18 protein-coding genes and 3 pseudogenes are annotated in these 14,445 nt (G+C 62.7%); 11 read left to right on the forward strand and 10 right to left on the reverse strand.

Translation table 11 applies throughout. The features are described 5' to 3' along the window. Positions 1-118: 118 nt before the first annotated feature. The 8 genes and pseudogenes from rfbC to NHF48_RS22295 all read left to right on the forward strand — a co-directional run bounded on the left by rfbC (position 119) and on the right by NHF48_RS22295 (position 5,979). Positions 119-691: a dTDP-4-dehydrorhamnose 3,5-epimerase gene (rfbC, locus tag NHF48_RS22260; protein ID WP_253072643.1), complete on the forward strand. Its 573-nt coding sequence runs from the start codon at positions 119-121 to the stop codon at positions 689-691. 11 nt (positions 692-702) lie between these two features. Next, positions 703-1,759 (forward strand): annotated as a pseudogene (gene rfbB / locus NHF48_RS22265) (dTDP-glucose 4,6-dehydratase). Beyond that, positions 1,756-2,319, forward strand: a pseudogene (locus NHF48_RS22270) (SDR family oxidoreductase); the annotation flags it as partial. The pseudogenes rfbB and NHF48_RS22270, both read left to right, overlap by 4 nt. Continuing rightward, positions 2,306-2,668, forward strand: coding sequence for an NAD(P)-dependent oxidoreductase (locus tag NHF48_RS22275; protein ID WP_263817068.1), 363 nt, complete (start codon positions 2,306-2,308; stop codon positions 2,666-2,668). The pseudogene NHF48_RS22270 and the gene NHF48_RS22275, both read left to right, overlap by 14 nt. Next, the gene (gene rfbA / locus NHF48_RS22280) at positions 2,665-3,495 is read left to right on the forward strand and encodes a glucose-1-phosphate thymidylyltransferase RfbA (RefSeq protein ID WP_446741228.1); all 831 of its coding nucleotides are present in this window, start codon (positions 2,665-2,667) and stop codon (positions 3,493-3,495) included. The genes NHF48_RS22275 and rfbA overlap by 4 nt, the downstream gene beginning before the upstream one ends. A 157-nt stretch (positions 3,496-3,652) precedes the next feature. Further along, positions 3,653-4,127: pseudogene (locus tag NHF48_RS22285) on the forward strand (IS481 family transposase); the annotation flags it as partial. Between the two features lie 104 nt (positions 4,128-4,231). Further along, a complete protein-coding gene (locus tag NHF48_RS22290; protein WP_253072644.1) occupies positions 4,232-4,672 on the forward strand; it encodes a hypothetical protein in 441 nt (146 codons plus the stop codon). Positions 4,673-4,968: 296 nt separating this feature from the next. Further along, complete coding sequence (locus NHF48_RS22295) at positions 4,969-5,979, forward strand: hypothetical protein (protein ID WP_253072645.1); 1,011 nt, start codon at positions 4,969-4,971, stop codon at positions 5,977-5,979. Positions 5,980-6,067: 88 nt separating this feature from the next. Here NHF48_RS22295 and NHF48_RS22300 read toward each other — a convergent pair whose 3' ends face one another. Then, on the reverse strand, positions 6,068-6,259 hold the full coding sequence (locus NHF48_RS22300) for a hypothetical protein (protein WP_263817069.1): 192 nt from the start codon (positions 6,257-6,259) through the stop codon (positions 6,068-6,070). Positions 6,260-6,333: 74 nt separating this feature from the next. On the opposite strand from NHF48_RS22300, the gene NHF48_RS22305 reads away from it, so the two are divergent. Both NHF48_RS22305 and NHF48_RS22310 read left to right on the forward strand, forming a co-directional pair. Continuing rightward, positions 6,334-8,319, forward strand: coding sequence for a hypothetical protein (locus NHF48_RS22305; protein WP_253072647.1), 1,986 nt, complete (start codon positions 6,334-6,336; stop codon positions 8,317-8,319). Continuing rightward, positions 8,297-8,860 (forward strand): autotransporter outer membrane beta-barrel domain-containing protein, encoded by a 564-nt coding sequence (locus NHF48_RS22310; protein ID WP_253072648.1) that lies wholly within the window; start codon positions 8,297-8,299, stop codon positions 8,858-8,860. Before NHF48_RS22305 ends, NHF48_RS22310 begins: the two co-directional genes overlap by 23 nt. 938 nt (positions 8,861-9,798) lie before the next feature. Here NHF48_RS22310 and NHF48_RS22315 read toward each other — a convergent pair. The 8 genes from NHF48_RS22315 to NHF48_RS22350 all read right to left on the reverse strand — a co-directional run bounded on the left by NHF48_RS22315 (position 9,799) and on the right by NHF48_RS22350 (position 13,537). Beyond that, positions 9,799-10,149 (reverse strand): protealysin inhibitor emfourin, encoded by a 351-nt coding sequence (locus NHF48_RS22315; protein ID WP_253072649.1) that lies wholly within the window; start codon positions 10,147-10,149, stop codon positions 9,799-9,801. After that, positions 10,149-10,946 carry a M4 family metallopeptidase gene (locus NHF48_RS22320; RefSeq protein WP_263817070.1) on the reverse strand — a complete coding sequence of 266 codons (798 nt, stop codon included), beginning with the start codon at positions 10,944-10,946 and terminating at the stop codon, positions 10,149-10,151. The genes NHF48_RS22315 and NHF48_RS22320 overlap by 1 nt, the downstream gene beginning before the upstream one ends. Further along, complete coding sequence (locus NHF48_RS22325) at positions 10,897-11,229, reverse strand: hypothetical protein (RefSeq protein WP_263817071.1); 333 nt, start codon at positions 11,227-11,229, stop codon at positions 10,897-10,899. Before NHF48_RS22325 ends, NHF48_RS22320 begins: the two co-directional genes overlap by 50 nt. Before the next feature lie 19 nt (positions 11,230-11,248). Further along, positions 11,249-11,500 carry a hypothetical protein gene (locus tag NHF48_RS22330; protein WP_253072650.1) on the reverse strand — a complete coding sequence of 84 codons (252 nt, stop codon included), beginning with the start codon at positions 11,498-11,500 and terminating at the stop codon, positions 11,249-11,251. Between the two features lie 521 nt (positions 11,501-12,021). Further along, positions 12,022-12,183 (reverse strand): hypothetical protein, encoded by a 162-nt coding sequence (locus tag NHF48_RS22335; protein WP_253072651.1) that lies wholly within the window; start codon positions 12,181-12,183, stop codon positions 12,022-12,024. Positions 12,184-12,266: 83 nt separating this feature from the next. Continuing rightward, entirely contained in the window at positions 12,267-12,986 is a 720-nt protein-coding gene (locus tag NHF48_RS22340; RefSeq protein ID WP_253072652.1) for a hypothetical protein, read from the reverse strand. A gap of 80 nt (positions 12,987-13,066) precedes the next feature. After that, positions 13,067-13,237 carry a hypothetical protein gene (locus tag NHF48_RS22345; RefSeq protein ID WP_253072653.1) on the reverse strand — a complete coding sequence of 57 codons (171 nt, stop codon included), beginning with the start codon at positions 13,235-13,237 and terminating at the stop codon, positions 13,067-13,069. Positions 13,238-13,312: 75 nt separating this feature from the next. Further along, positions 13,313-13,537, reverse strand: coding sequence for a hypothetical protein (locus NHF48_RS22350; protein WP_253072654.1), 225 nt, complete (start codon positions 13,535-13,537; stop codon positions 13,313-13,315). 77 nt (positions 13,538-13,614) lie between these two features. Between NHF48_RS22350 and NHF48_RS22355 the strand changes: the two genes are divergently transcribed. Further along, positions 13,615-13,881 (forward strand): hypothetical protein, encoded by a 267-nt coding sequence (locus tag NHF48_RS22355; protein WP_253072655.1) that lies wholly within the window; start codon positions 13,615-13,617, stop codon positions 13,879-13,881. Between the two features lie 74 nt (positions 13,882-13,955). On the opposite strand, the gene NHF48_RS22360 is transcribed toward NHF48_RS22355, so the two are convergent. Beyond that, the gene (locus NHF48_RS22360; protein ID WP_253072656.1) at positions 13,956-14,423 is read right to left on the reverse strand and encodes a hypothetical protein; all 468 of its coding nucleotides are present in this window, start codon (positions 14,421-14,423) and stop codon (positions 13,956-13,958) included. Between the last annotated feature and the right edge of the window lie 22 nt (positions 14,424-14,445).

Below are 14,445 nucleotides of genomic sequence, written 5' to 3' on the forward strand. Positions count from 1 at the left end.
TCGCTAACACAATGCCAATGGCGAACAAATATCTTTCACTCCCCCCGCAACGAAGCCGTTCAGGTAACGCAGTAGCGCCATCGTTGCTCATCAATGGCCGGCACGCTAGGAAGCCGGGATGCCCGTCCAACTCATCCGCCCGCGCCGCTTCGGCGATGCCCGGGGCTGGTTCACCGAAGTCCATTCCGAGCCGGCGTTCGCGAAGCTCGGCATTACCTGCCGATTCGTTCAAGACAATCACTCGCTCTCGGTGCCAGCGTTCACCTTGCGCGGGCTGCACTTCCAGACGCCGCCACGCGGGCAGGACAAGCTCGTGCGCTGCATCCGCGGCCGCATCTGGGACGTTGCGGTCGACGTGCGCAAGGGCTCGCCCACCTACGGGCGGTGGGTCAGCGCGGAGCTTTCCGCAGAGAACGGCCACCAGCTCTTCATCCCGATCGGTTTCGCGCACGGCTTCCTGACGCTCGAGCCCGATTGCGAAGTCACGTACAAATGCTCCGACACCTATGCGCCCGATTGCGATGGCGGCATCCGCTGGGATGATCCCGCTTTCAGCACGGGCGGCATCGACTGGCCGATGCCGCCCGGCACCGTCCCCGAGCTGTCGGCCAAGGATGCGGTCCAGCCGCTGCTCGCCGATTTCGACAGCCCATTCCCCTATGACGGCCGCCCGCTCGGCCCGCTCGTCTGAAGGACAGACCCATGCGTATTTTCGTTACCGGCGGAGCCGGTTTCATCGGTTCGGCGCTGGTCCGTTACCTGATCGAGAACACCCAGCATGAGGTCCTCAACTTCGACAAGCTGACCTATGCCGGCACGCTGTCGACGGTCGAACGCGTCGCGAGCTCGAACCGCTACCGCTTCGTTCAGGGCGATATCTGCGACGCGGAGGTCGTCAAGGCCGCGATCGCCGAGTTCAAGCCCGAGATCGTCACGCATCTCGCGGCTGAGAGCCATGTCGATCGCTCGATCGATGGCCCGGGTGCGTTCGTGCAGACCAACGTCGTCGGCACCTTCACGATGCTGAGCGAAGCGCGCGCCTATTGGCTCGGGCTCGACGACGACGCGAAGGCGGCGTTCCGCTTCCATCATATTTCGACCGACGAAGTCTATGGCTCGCTCGGCGATACCGGGCTGTTCACCGAAGACACGCCGTACGATCCGCGCTCGCCCTATTCGGCGTCGAAGGCGGGCTCGGACCATCTCGTCAGCGCGTGGGGGCATACGTTCGGGCTGCCGGTGCTGATCACCAACTGCTCGAACAATTACGGGCCGTATCACTTCCCGGAAAAGCTGATCCCGCTGATGATCGTCAGGGCGCTCGCTGGCGCCGACCTGCCAGTCTACGGCAAGGGGTGATCAAGTCCGCGACTGGCTGTTCGTCGAGGATCACGTCCGCGCGCTGCATGCGGTGTTCGAAAAGGGCGAGCCCGGCCGGACCTATAATGTCGGCGGGAACAACGAGAAGCAGAACCTCGAGGTCGTGAAGACCGTATGCACGATCCTCGATCGGTTGCGCCCGCGCGCCGATGGCCAATCCTACGCGACGCAGATCACCTATGTCGCCGACCGGCCCGGCCACGACAAACGCTATGCGATCGACGCAAGCCGGATCAAGGACGAGCTCGGCTGGGAGCCCGCCGAGACGTTCGAGACCGGCATCGAGAAGACCGTCGCCTGGTATCTCGACAACCAGGACTGGTGGCAGGCCATCGTCGCCGAGCACAAGGCCGATCAGCGCCGCGGGCTTTCGGTATGAGCGACGTAAAACAGATTCTCGTCACCGGCGGGAACGGCCAGCTCGGCACAGAGCTGAAGCGCTATGCCTGGCCAGAAGGCTGGGCGGTCACCGCGATCGACATCGACGAGCTCGATCTGCGCGACACTGCAGCGATCGCGGCAATGGTCGCGTCCAAGTCCTGGGCCGCGGTGATCTCGGCCGGCGCCTATACCGCGGTCGACAAGGCCGAGAGCGACATCGTCACCGCCTGGGCGGTGAACGCAATGGCCCCCGCGGCGTTTGCGGAGGCTTGCGCGAAGGCCAGTATCCCGATCGTCCAGGTCTCGACAGACTACGTCTTCGACGGCGCGCGCGATGGCGCCTGGGACGTAAACGATCCGGTTGCACCGCTCGGCGTCTATGGCGCATCCAAGCTCGGGGGCGAGCTCGCCGTCCGCACCTCGGGCGCACGCCACGCGATCGTCCGGACCGCCTGGGTGGTCAGCGCGCACGGCAACAACTTCATCAAGACGATGCTGCGCGTCGGCGCGACCAACCCGAGCTTGCGCGTGGTCGACGACCAGCATGGCAGCCCGACCTCGGCAGCTGATCTCGCCGCCGCGCTCGCGACGATCACGATGCGTCTCGTCGAGGATCCCGCCGCCCCCCACCGGCACCTATCATTTCAGCAACGCAGGCGCGGTCACCTGGGCAGGCTTTGCCCGCGAGATCTTCGCGCAGAGCGCTGCACGTGGCGGCGCCAGCGCCGAAGTGCAGGGCATCACCGCCGCCGAATATCCGACACCGGCGACGCGCCCAGCCAATTCGCTCCTAAGCCATGACGCGATCACGCGCGACTACGGCATCCATCCGCCAGCGTGGCAGACCGCGCTCGGCAACATCCTCGACGAACTGCTCGGGGCCTCCAAGAAGGACATCTCCCAATGAAGGGCATCATTCTCGCAGGCGGCTCGGGCACGCGGCTCCATCCGGCTACGCTCGCTGTGAACAAGCAACTGCTGCCGGTCTACGACAAGCCGATGATCTATTATCCGCTGTCGGTGCTGATGCTCGCCGGCATCCGCGACATCCTGATCATCTCCAGCCCCGAATATATCGACAATTACCGTCGCCTGTTCGAGGACGGTTCGGCATTCGGCCTGGCGATCTCTTACGCTGAACAACCGCGCCCTGAGGGTTTGGCGCAGGCGTTCACGATCGGCGCGGACTTCATCGGTGACGACAATGTCGCGCTGGTGCTCGGCGACAACATCTTCTTCGGCGCCCATCTGACCGACTTGCTGGCGAGCGCGGTCGCGCGCAAGAGCGGCGCGACGGTGTTCAGCTACCGCGTCGAGGATCCCGAGCGCTACGGCGTGGTCGAGTTCGGCGAAGGCGGCAAGGCCATCAGCCTCGAAGAAAAGCCCGAGAAACCCAAGTCAAACCACGCCGTCACCGGTCTGTATTTCTACGACAACCGCGTCGTCCAGCTCGCCCGCGACCTGAAGCCGTCGACGCGGGGCGAACTCGAGATCACCGATCTTAATCGCCTCTACATGGACGCCGGCGACCTGTTCGTCGAACAGATGGGCCGCGGCTATGCGTGGCTCGACACCGGTACCCACGACAGCCTGCTCGAGGCGTCTGAGTTCGTTCGCACCATCCAGCATCGCCAAGGAATTCAGGTCGCCTGCTTGGAAGAAATTGCATATTACCAAGGCTTTATCACGAAAGATGAGGCTCGAGATGCCGGAGAGCGATTTAAAAAAGACTAATTACGGACGCGCTATATTGAATGCAGTAAATGGAAACTAATTATCTATAAATCGAACTGTCTATTTTTAATAATTATTTTTCGACCTTACATCTGTCTAGGTGTTTGATCCCACGGTTTGATGGTGCGATCCTTTCGTTAGAATGGAAGGAAGCCATATGGGACAGGTACGTCACGGGAGCGCCACGACCACGCACGCCGTCAGAGCAGCAATACAGCGATCGCAGCTTCGCTATCGACGCTCAGCCAGGAGCTCGGAATCAACCCGGAGACGGTGGCGAAGTGGCGTAAGCGAGCGACGGTTAAGGATTTGAAGACCGGGCCGAAGGCCCCTCATTCCACGACCTTGACCGAAGCCGAGGAGACAGCGGTCGCCGCATTCCGGCGCCACACACTCCTGCCGCTCGACGATTGCCTCTATGCGTTGCAGCCCTCGATCCTGCATCTGACACCGTCAGCGCTGCACCGCTGCCTGCAGCGGCACGGCATCTCCCGTCTGCCGGACATCGAGGGCGATAAGCTTAAGCGCCAGCGCTTAAAGCGCTACCAGATCGGCTTCTTCACATGGATATCGCCGAGATTCAGACAGCCGAAGGCAAGGCTCTCCTGAGCTCGTCAAAGGGCTCTACCTCTTCGCCGGCATCGACTGCATCAGCAAGTTTGCGATCACCCTGAGCGGAGGCGGCACCGCGATCAGCGGCGCCCGCACCGTCGTCAATGCCGGTACAATCACCGATGTGGCCGGCTCCAGCGCAGCCGACGCGAACGCAACGGGCGTGACGGGCTTCACCACGCTGACGAACAGCGGCACGATCCGGGTGGACGGCACCGCCGTGCAGGGCAGCTATTATTACAGCGCCATGCAGATCATCAACAGCGGCGTGATTGAGAGCCGCAAGGCGAGCGCCGTCACGCTGGGCTATGGCAGCGTATTAACTAACGAAGCGTCCGGCACGATTCAGGGGATGACCGCGGTCGACCTGACGAGCGGCGGAACGATCATCAATCGTGGCACGATCGTCGGCAATGTGGGGACGCTACCCTATGCATATGGCAGCGCGGTCTATGTCGCCGATGGCGGCACCGTTGCCGGCAACGTGACGTTCGGGACGTACTCCGACCTGTTCCTGCAAACCGGCACCGCGACAGGGGGTAAGCGGGACGATCGACGGCGGTGATGGGTTCGATATCTTCGGCTGGTCGCGCAAGGCCAGCGACAGCATTGCGCTGGGCCAGCAGGTATCGGTCAATTTCGAAGCCAGTTATATCGAGGCGCTCGGCACCGACACCCGCGTGACGTTAACCGCAGCGGATCGGGTCACGAACGATCTCTATCTCAGAGGTGACGGCACGATCGTCAACGAAGCGACGGTCGACGGCGCCGCAAAGACCTATCTTCCGTTTGGGACGGCCGGACTGGCCCAGACCAACGGGCTAGCCGCCTTCGTCAACCGGGGGTACGATCTCGGGCGGCGTGAACGGCACGCTGTACGCCTTCACCAACAACGGCATGATCGGTGCAGAATCGCTCCAGTTCAACGCGGTGTATCAGGGCATTTCGTCGGGGACGCTGTCGTTCGACAACAGCGGTACGATCGCCTCGTCGAGCGGCTCTTTCGCCGCAAGCTTGGACGGGTATGGCCTAGACGGTCTCACCGCCACCAACAGCGGCACGATTATCGGCGGGCTAGCGGTTTCGGCATCGTTCATCGAGCAGGCTGCGCCCGCCAAGCTCGTGATTGCCAACAGCGGCATGATCACCGCAACCGATGGGCCGACACTGGCGATATACGTCAACGACCGATCCTCTTATCCCTATTATGCTCCGAGCGGCGCAAGCGTGGTCACGCTAACCAACAGCGGCACTATCACCGCTGGCAGCACGTCCGGTGCTGCGGTCGTGCTGTCCATGCAGGACAATGCCAGCCCGACGGCCTCGACCTACGCGATCACCAATATAGGCACGATCGCAGCAACCGGCGACGGCACCATCCGTACCTATCCATATTGGTACGGCACGAACATCACCTACACCGATCCCGCCGTGGGCCTGTCGGTCTATGCCGGCAACGCCGTGACTGGGACGATCGTCAACAGCGGCACGATCGAGGCGACCGGCACGGCCGCGGTCGCGCTGCTGGTCTCGGGCACCGGGCTCGACCTTACCAATAGTGGTACGATCCGGGGCGGCACCGGCACCGTGCTGGCGACCGATGACCTCCTGGCCAACGATATTGGCGGCACGATGCTGGCCGGCGCGATCCAGACGATCGGCAGCGGGAACGATCGCATCGTCAACACCGGTTCGATCTTTTCGGTTCGATCTTCGGTTCGGTCGATCTCGGTCGCGGCAACGATGCAATCGAGAACCGCGGCCGGATCGAAGGTAATGTCATGCTGGGCGCGGGCGACGACAGCTTTCTCCAGCACGCCGATGCAGTGCTGGTCGGCACCGTTGATGCGGGCGAAGGCACTGACGGCCTGATCGTCGATGCAACCGTAGGCGGTGCAGTGAATGGCGACCAGTTCGTCAATTTCGAGCGCTTCACGCAGGTCGGCAGCGGCAATGTCGCCTATTCGGGGACCTTCCGCTTCGACACGATTGGAGTTTCTGGCGGCAACGTGACGGTCGCGGCCGGGCAGGTGCTGAGCAGCGTCGGCGCGGTAACGATCACCGGCGTGGCGGGCGCCGAAACCGTGACCAACGCGGGCACGATCACCGGCAGCGTCGATATGGGCGCGGGCGACGACCGCGTCGTCAACACCGGTTCGATCCGCGGCGCCGTCCTGCTGGGTGCGGGCAACGACCGCTTTCGTCGAGGGCGCCGGGAGTTCTGTCATGGGTGGCGTCGATGGCGGCGTGGGCGACGACCTGTATACCGTCATGCTCGCCAGCAACCGGAGCAGCATCGGCCAGCGCAGCAATTTCGAGCGACTGAGTATCGAGGGCAACGGCACGTTGGAGCTGACGCTCGACCAGGGCTTCCAGTCGATCGCACTCGTGGGCACCGGCCTCAATCTGGCGCTTGCTGGCTTTACGGTCGGCGCAGTGACCGGGTCGGACGCAGCCGAGACGCTGGCGGTCGACGGCGATATCGCGACGATCTCGCTCGATGCCGGCAACGACGAACTGGCGCTCGGTACGATGCGCGCGAATGGGCTTTACATGGGTGGGGCAGGAACCGACCTGTTGCGCTTCACCGCGAACGCACCGGTGACGCTGGCGGGCACCGCGACGGGCTTCGAGCGCGTCGCGCTTGCAGGCGGCGCGCTGACCGTGGCGGGAACGCTCGGCACCACCGGCACTGCGCTGACCTTTGACGATGCCGCGCAGAGCGTCACCGTGGCTACGGGGGGTACGCTCGTCGGCGCGATCGATCTCGGGGCGGGCAATGACGGCTTCCGCCTGGCGGCAGGCGGCACGCTCCTCGGCACCGTCTCGGGTGGGGCCGGGACCGACACCGCAACGCTCGAGCTGGCGGGCGACCGCACGCTCGGCACCGACATGCTGCGCGACTTCGAGATCCTGAACAGCGAGGGCAACGGGACGCTAACGTTGACGGGCGCTCAGAGCTATGAGCACGTGAATGCTGCGGCCAACCTGACGGTCGGTTCTGGTGCGTCGCTGATGGCGCCGGTCGAGTTCGGGGCGGGCGACAACCGCTTTACGATCGCGGGCGCTTTCGCGGGGTCGGTCGACGGCGGAAACGGCACCGACACGATACTGGTATCGGGCGGCAGCGCCGCGGCACCCGTCGCATTCAGCTCCATCGCGAACGTCGAGGCGTTCGGCATGACCGCAGGCTATGCGACGATCGCCGGCAATGCGTCGCTAAGCAATGTCGACATGTCGGGCGGTCGACTTGTCGGCTTGGCTGGATCAACGATCCGTGCGGCGCAGATCGCGGTGCGCTCGGGTGCGACCTTCGGGTCGGCCGGTTCGGTGATCGGCAACATCGCGGTTGCCGGCACGCTCAGCCCCGGTGCATCGCCGGGCACGATGACGGTAACCGGCAACGTTTCGCTCGCGAGCGGATCGGTGTCGCTGTTTGAGATTACGCCGACCATCGCCGACAAGCTGGTGATCGACGGCGGGCTTTCGATCGCGTCGGGCGCCACGCTGCGCATCGTCGCGGACGGTGCGATCCGGCCGGGGACCTCGTACGACCTGATCGTCGCGAGTGGCGGGATCAGCGGCAGCTATACGACGATCGATAAGACCGCGTCGCTGTTCGGCTTCGTCGTGCAGCGTGCCGACCGCATTCAGCTGCTCAGCCAGTTCCTTGGCGATCCGGCATTCAGCCCGCAGATCACGCGCAGCGTCGCTTACACCAATGCCGCGATCCAGGTGCAGCCAGCGACTAGCACACTGTTCGCTGCACTGCCGTCGCTGCTGACCGCCAGCGGTGCGTCGAACCCGTTGGCGTTCGCGCAGCTGACTCCTGAGGCCTATGCGTCGGCGACGCAGATGGGCGTCGACCAGACGCTTAGCCTGACCGACGTCGCACGCGGGCCGGGCTTTGCGACCTCTGACCGCGAGGACGTCGGCGTGTTTACCTTCGCGCAAGGGATCGCGCAGTGGCACACGCTCGGCGCCGATCGCGACGAAGGCACCGCCAAGGCGCGTACCAGCGGCTACGGCTTCCTCGGCGGGATCGGCATCGGCAACCGCGACTGGTCGGTCGGTGCGTTCGCTGGCTATCTCGACAGCCGCCAGCGGATCGCCTCGCTTGGGGCAGCAACTAGCATCGACGGCGTCGTCGCCGGCGTGCATGGCCGCTATGCCGCAAGCAACATCCGAATTGGCGCATCGATCCCTTTATGATGGCAGCGACGCGCGCACAACGCGCGCGCTGCCGGGGGCAAGCAGCGCGACCGAGCGCTATGGTCTGCACAACTGGGCGAGCGACGTGTCGGTCGGCTATGCGCTGGCAATGGCGAACGACTGGACGCTGACGCCCAAGGTCGGCGTCACCTACGTCCGCACCACGCGCGACCGGGTGAGCGAGGCAGGCGGACCGTTCGCGCTGACCGTCGCCCGTAATCGTCATGTAACGGGCTTTACCGATGCTGGCGTAACGTTCGCACGCAGCGAAACGTCCGATGCCGTGTTCCGACCGTATATTGGGTTTGGCGCCCGGACCCGGATCAATGGCAAGCGAGCAGATGCAATCGCTGGCTATGTTGGCGCGCCGCTGACGCTAACCGCTCTGGGTGCACCACGCGCTCAGTTGGCCGGTACTGCGTCGGCTGGAGTCGCGTATTGCCTGCCGACTGGCGTCGAACTGTTCTCAACGGTCGAGGCGCAGACCGGCCGCGACGATCACCGGGAGAGCATCTCGACAGGTGCAAGGTTGCGGTTCTGATTTGATCTTCCCCGGATCGACAAACACGGTGGGTTATCTCGTCATACTTTGTTCGGCGTATTCAAGCCTTCGATAGAGGATGGGTGGCGGGGGAAACCGAATGCCGAAAATGTCGAATACAAGCCCGTTCGACGCCGGTCTACAATCAAGCGGACGGAACGGGCGTGCAACAAGACATGAACAGAGCAGGACGAATTTACTTTCGTTTTCAAAACCAATGAATCATAGAATCTTCATGCCGATCCGACATGAAAACCGTTGGCTATACCCAATCGACTGGGAACAGTTGTCGGGCACGATCCGCTTCAAGCGGGCTGGCGCGCGATGTGAGCGGTGCGCGCGACCGCATCTGAAGCGGATTGCACATTTAGGGGATGGTCGCTGGTGGGATGCCACCACATCATGCTGGCGATCGGATCAGGGCAAACGAATATCGATGAAAAGTAACGTCAACCTCTCTTCAGTTCGCACAACCTATGTGGTGCTAGCCTGCGCACATCTCGACCATGACCCAACCAACAGTCTACCAACCAATCTACAGGCGCTCTGTCAGCGCTGCCACATGATCAACGACGCCGTCGAACATCGCTGGCAGCGCTGGTGGAACGTCTTTCGTCTTCGCGCCATACGCGATCTGTACGAGGATCCGCGACTGGCACGTGACCGCCTGTTGCGGCGTTGATAGTGGATTACCCTGCCCCCAGTAAATTACCCGTGCTTAAACATCGATCCAAGGGGTACCGCGACTATCGCTAAGCCAGCGGGGATTAGGGATAAGGCGTCTTGTTAGACAATCGCCTACCGTCAATCGCCGACAACCGTCCACCACGGGATCATTTATACGGCACCGCAAGTAAAAGCGGCTGTTAGCTTGGCGCGCAAGGCCGATCGCAAACGCGCCGAAAAGGATCAGTAAGCCTCAGGGTTTGGTTAGACCGTCACCGTGTGGGTGCGTGCTGCTTGCTCAGGCGGCGGACAACAGAGACAAGCTTCGCCATGGCGGGGTCACGGATCGGCTCGGCGAGCCGCATCTCCCGGCTTCGTCCATCGATCGTCAGGCCAACCGTATACGTGCGCGCATCGGGCTTCGCGATATCGGTGGAAGGCTCGCAACCGAAGAAGTCAGCCTGATCGGCAAGGCTGGTGAGTTCCTGACGCTCGGGCGTTGCAAGGTCGCCGAACGAAACGGTCTGTTCCTTCGCAAGCCCCGGAAAATGGGCGAGGCCTCCCTCGATCCGTACCCGGGCTTCGCCCGTCACGGTCTCGTCGCAAGCCTTGCCCATCTGCATCAGATCACTCCAACCGTTGTCCATGCTTCGGCGACGGCTGTCGTCTCGGCACTGTCCGTACCGTGCAAACGTCCCGCGACGTCGATGGTGACGCGGGCAAAGCCGGCGAAGTCCGTGTTGGCCCGCGTATTGGGGTCCAGCAGCGCATTGTACCATATCCGACCGGCGCGGTCCCATGCGTTTCCACCGATCGTCGTCGCGGCCAGGTAGAAGGCCCGGTTCGGGATACCGGAGTTGATGTGAACCCCACCATTGTCCTGATTGGTGCGGACAAAATCGTCCATGTGGCCCGGCTGTGGGTCCTTGCCGAGGACTGGATCGTCATAGGCCGTTCCGGGCTCCTTCATCGACCGCAGCGCGACGCCTTTGACCGCCGAAGTCAGCAGTCCGGCACCAATGAGCCAGTCCGCCTGGTCGGCGGTCTGGCCGAGAAGCTTCTGCTTCACCAAGCTGCCGAACACGTCAGAGATGCTTTCGTTAAGCGCGCCCGACTGGTTGAAGTAGGCGAGCCCTGCCTCCTTCTCGGTGACGCCGTGGGTGAGCTCGTGACCAATGACATCGAGCGCGATCGTGAAGCGGTTGAAAAGCTCGCCATCGCCATCGCCAAACACCATCTGCGTGCCGTCCCAGAAGGCGTTGTCGTAGTCCTGATCGTAATGGACCGTGGCGTCGAGCGGCAGCCCGGCATCGTCGATCGAGTTGCGCTGATAGGCCTCCCAGAACAGCGCAAATGTTGCACCGAGACCGTCATACGCCTCGTCGACCGCGATATCGCCGGTCGGCCCCTCCCCCTTCATGCCGCACGACCACAGAACCAGGCGCTTCAGGTTCGCCGCCAGCGTCTCGGATCGTTCGAAGTGGACTGGGCACAAGGAGGTTGCCCGCAGCCGACCGCCGTCGGGCGAGATCTCCGGTGACGGGCCCCGCCGTGCTAGCCCGGACGATCCGGATGGTCGGGTCGATCATCAGGCTGTGCATTGCCATGGCGCGCAGAGCAGGTGAGCCGTTCTCGGCAATCTTGGAGAGGATGTAGGGCGGCAGGATGCAGTGAAGCGAATGCCGATGGGTGGACATGCACATGATCGTGTCTCCTTATCGATTAGCGGCGGGAGTGGCGAAGCGCGAAGGGTACGAGCGCGACCCACATGATGGTGATGAAAGCGAGAAACTGGCTGGTCTGCGCCGGGCCGCCCGGGAGGTAACCAAAGCCGCCTAGCGAGGCGGCGTAGAGTTCGAACGAAATGACCGATACGCCGATCGCCAGCACATCGGCATCTCCCCCACTTTCCTCCTGGGTTCCGAACCAGCGCAGCGCGATGACGAACAGCGTGATGATGGCGATCAGGATCAAGCGGATGACGATGTCGGTGCCAGCAATCCCAATGGCGAGGGGGGTAAAGCGTTACTGCCTCAACCGGGAATAGCTTCACTAGGCTGGTGTAATATGGCTCGGGCGTTGGGTCAGGCCGGCGCCCAGGTCTTACCAACGGCGTTGATGATCGTCGAAGCCGCAGCGTGCCGCGCAGGGCTGACCGCGAGGACGCCACGCCGTCATTGGCAAATGCCGCGATCGCCCGCTGTACGGCTGCCGCGTACCGCGACACCTCCGCATCGCTGGGTGTAAGCGCGACGCCGATCATCGTCGCCTGTTCGCAGCGATCCAGGATCGTGGCGAATGCCGGTCGGTCCAGGGCCTCGGAGCTTTGCATCGAAGCGAACCGATCGCGTTCGTTACCGAGCGCCGTGCGTAGACCGAATATCGTATCGAAGAAGCGCGGGAGATAGCGGGGGTTCTCGGTCAATGCCTGAAGCTGATCGATGAGCGCGTCTGCAGCCTCCACAGCCTGGGTAAAGGTGGTCATTGGATCCTCCTCAGGAAGGGTTGGCGATCGACGCGATGAGTCCGAGCGCGCGCGTGATACGATCGATGTTCAGTCGAGCCGCTGCGCGGCGCTGCTGCGGCGATAAGCGACCTGCCAAGGCATCCCGCAGCCCGGCCTGGGCTTTTGCCGTGAGATCAATCGCGTCTGCCACCTCGGCCGCCCGTACGGGTCCCTGCTTCGCGGCCTCGCGGGCGGCAAAAACACGGCCGGCAAGCTGCTCGCGCTGTTCGGCCGTCAGACTGGTGCGATTGCGAAGGTAGGTTCGGAACAGCGCGTTGCCGTAGAGATCGTCGGCGTTGCGCGCCGCCCCCTGCCCCAGGCCGTGACCTGAACAGACAGCGATGCCAGTGCGCGATCGACGACGGCGCCGCGTTCGCCAACCAATGCGCGCACGTTGCGGGTTTGCCGCGCTTCACGCGCGAGGTCGTTGGCAAACGTGATTAGCGCAACGACGCTCTGCCCTTGTTCGCTGGCGACAGCGGCGTTGACGTTTGGCAGGTCAGTGCCGACGACAAAGTTCGTGAACCGGGCCAGCCGGTCGGCCTGATCGGCGAACGCCGAGATTTCGGCCGATACGTCGGTCTTGGGGGCGTCGAGAATGGCCGCTAGCGCGTCAGCGTATCCACCAATTGCGGCCAGCAGTGCGACACGTGGTTCCAGTACCGCTCGTGGACTGCTCCCGATGTCGATTTCGAACGCCGTATAGCCAGGGGCGGGTGCCTCGTTCGCAAGGCATAGAGGTGCCGGCGGTGCGGTCGGTGCCGTAGGCACCTGGATGCGGAGCGGGGTGGCCGGCAGGCAGCTTGGATCACTCGCGACCAGCGCTGCAGCAGCCTCCCGACGGCGCAGCTCTATCGCGTCGAAATAGGCCGTCGTGGCGAGGACTGCCTCCCGGCCTCGGGCCTGGACCGTCCCAGCGGTTTTGAGCTGAATTGCGTTTGTCGCACATCCCACCAGAAGAGGCAGGCCTGTTAGGACAGGCAGAAGGGAAATGACGCGGCAGCGCATAACGGTCTCCTTCGGGCTTTCGGGCATCATGCGCCTAAACTGCGATTCTCTCTTCTCTCTCTACGCCGCGGGATCGTCCGCACACGCGAACGGTCTGCTCGCCGATCACGCGCGCGGACAGCGGTGATGATGTTGACGACGCTGGTGATGAGCGCTGCGATACCTACAAGCATGGGGCCGTCGATCATGTCGGTCATTGTCCGACTCTCCTTGTTGATCCGACCGTCGATGTTCCATATATGTTCTTTGTAGGACAGCGCTATTTGCGGCCGTTACAACCTAATATTTTCGGCCTCGGTAATCAGCACCCGGACAGCGTCGCCGGTCGCCTTCTCCTCGTTCGAGAATCCGTCGAACTCCCGCAACGACCCAAAGTCGAGGTTCGTCAGGCCTTCTATCGCGAGGACTGATCGCTGATAAGTCTTGAACGCGCCGAACAGGAGCGACTGCGCGTCCAGGTCGACATCATGATCGATCAGATACGCGGAAAGCCCCAATTTCGGCGCGTGATTTCACCGCTTGTGTGGCACCGTAAGGACAGTATCATTGACGCAGCAATGAGAGGTTAGTTACGATGAAAGCATTGATGTTTGCCGCGTTATTTATCTCTTTCAGCGCCGCCTTTGCTCAAACAAACGAACCTTCAAATAAGACGAGTGCTGCCGTAGCGCCGATCAAAGTGAAACCGCCCAAGACGATCTGCCGTAGCGAAGACACGACGGGCTCTATGTTCCCTACGCGGACATGCCACTCCAGGGAGGAATGGACGGCAATCGATGCGGCAAACGCCGCCAACGCCGAGCGGTTGCGGAACTCGCGCGGCACCGCAGGGCGCAACTAGGTTTCTCTAGTCAAGGCAGGGCGATCCCGCGCATTCTATCCTGATGGGGAGGGTCTGGAACTACGAACAAAGTTTTACTTCTGTCCGAAGAATGCCTTCGTTTCCGCAGGGGTTGCAAGGCGCAGGTGATTTTCCAACTCGGGCAGGGTCAACTTAACTTTTCCGGCTGGTGACCGGCTTGGTTCGCTCCCCGGTCTTGGCGTACCACTAACGGCCTGATCAGCCTTCGCAACCGGCGCAGCCTGAGACGCCACCGCCTCAGCACCGGCTGACTTCACCTCAAGTGCCGTCACCCTCTGTGTCAGGAGGTCGAGGTTGATTGTTTCAGGCGTCGCCTCCAAGGCCCCGACTTTGCGCTCGAGATCGTCGATACGCTTATTTGCTGCCGCCATCCGGATTCCCGCCTCCAAACGATCCAGGTCGACCGCCACAGGGTCTACGGCTGCAGCGTTTTTGGATGCCGGCGCCTTTGGATTCCGATCGCAAGCTTCTAGCGAACCGATGATTGCGAACAAAAGAACGGCTATGGAAAGACGGCGCATGCCGCTGTTTAGTGCGGACCTA

Origin of the sequence: Sphingomonas sp. H160509 (assembly GCF_024124765.2) — a bacterium.
Taxonomy (GTDB): domain Bacteria; phylum Pseudomonadota; class Alphaproteobacteria; order Sphingomonadales; family Sphingomonadaceae; genus Sphingomonas.

Excerpts from the sequence above, each read along its gene's own strand:
- NHF48_RS22360 (WP_253072656.1), bottom strand. The coding sequence starts at position 14,423 with ATGCGCCGTCTTTCCATAGCCGTTCTTTTGTTCGCAATCATCGGTTCG.
- NHF48_RS22320 (WP_263817070.1), bottom strand. The coding sequence starts at position 10,946 with ATGAAGGGGGAGGGGCCGACCGGCGATATCGCGGTCGACGAGGCGTAT.
- NHF48_RS22275 (WP_263817068.1), top strand. The coding sequence starts at position 2,306 with ATGGCAGCCCGACCTCGGCAGCTGATCTCGCCGCCGCGCTCGCGACGA.
- NHF48_RS22325 (WP_263817071.1), bottom strand. The coding sequence starts at position 11,229 with ATGTGCATGTCCACCCATCGGCATTCGCTTCACTGCATCCTGCCGCCC.
- NHF48_RS22355 (WP_253072655.1), top strand. The coding sequence starts at position 13,615 with ATGAAAGCATTGATGTTTGCCGCGTTATTTATCTCTTTCAGCGCCGCC.
- NHF48_RS22345 (WP_253072653.1), bottom strand. The coding sequence starts at position 13,237 with ATGACCGACATGATCGACGGCCCCATGCTTGTAGGTATCGCAGCGCTC.
- NHF48_RS22315 (WP_253072649.1), bottom strand. The coding sequence starts at position 10,149 with ATGCAGATGGGCAAGGCTTGCGACGAGACCGTGACGGGCGAAGCCCGG.
- NHF48_RS22305 (WP_253072647.1), top strand. The coding sequence starts at position 6,334 with ATGGGTGGCGTCGATGGCGGCGTGGGCGACGACCTGTATACCGTCATG.
- rfbA (WP_446741228.1), top strand. The coding sequence starts at position 2,665 with ATGAAGGGCATCATTCTCGCAGGCGGCTCGGGCACGCGGCTCCATCCG.
- rfbC (WP_253072643.1), top strand. The coding sequence starts at position 119 with ATGCCCGTCCAACTCATCCGCCCGCGCCGCTTCGGCGATGCCCGGGGC.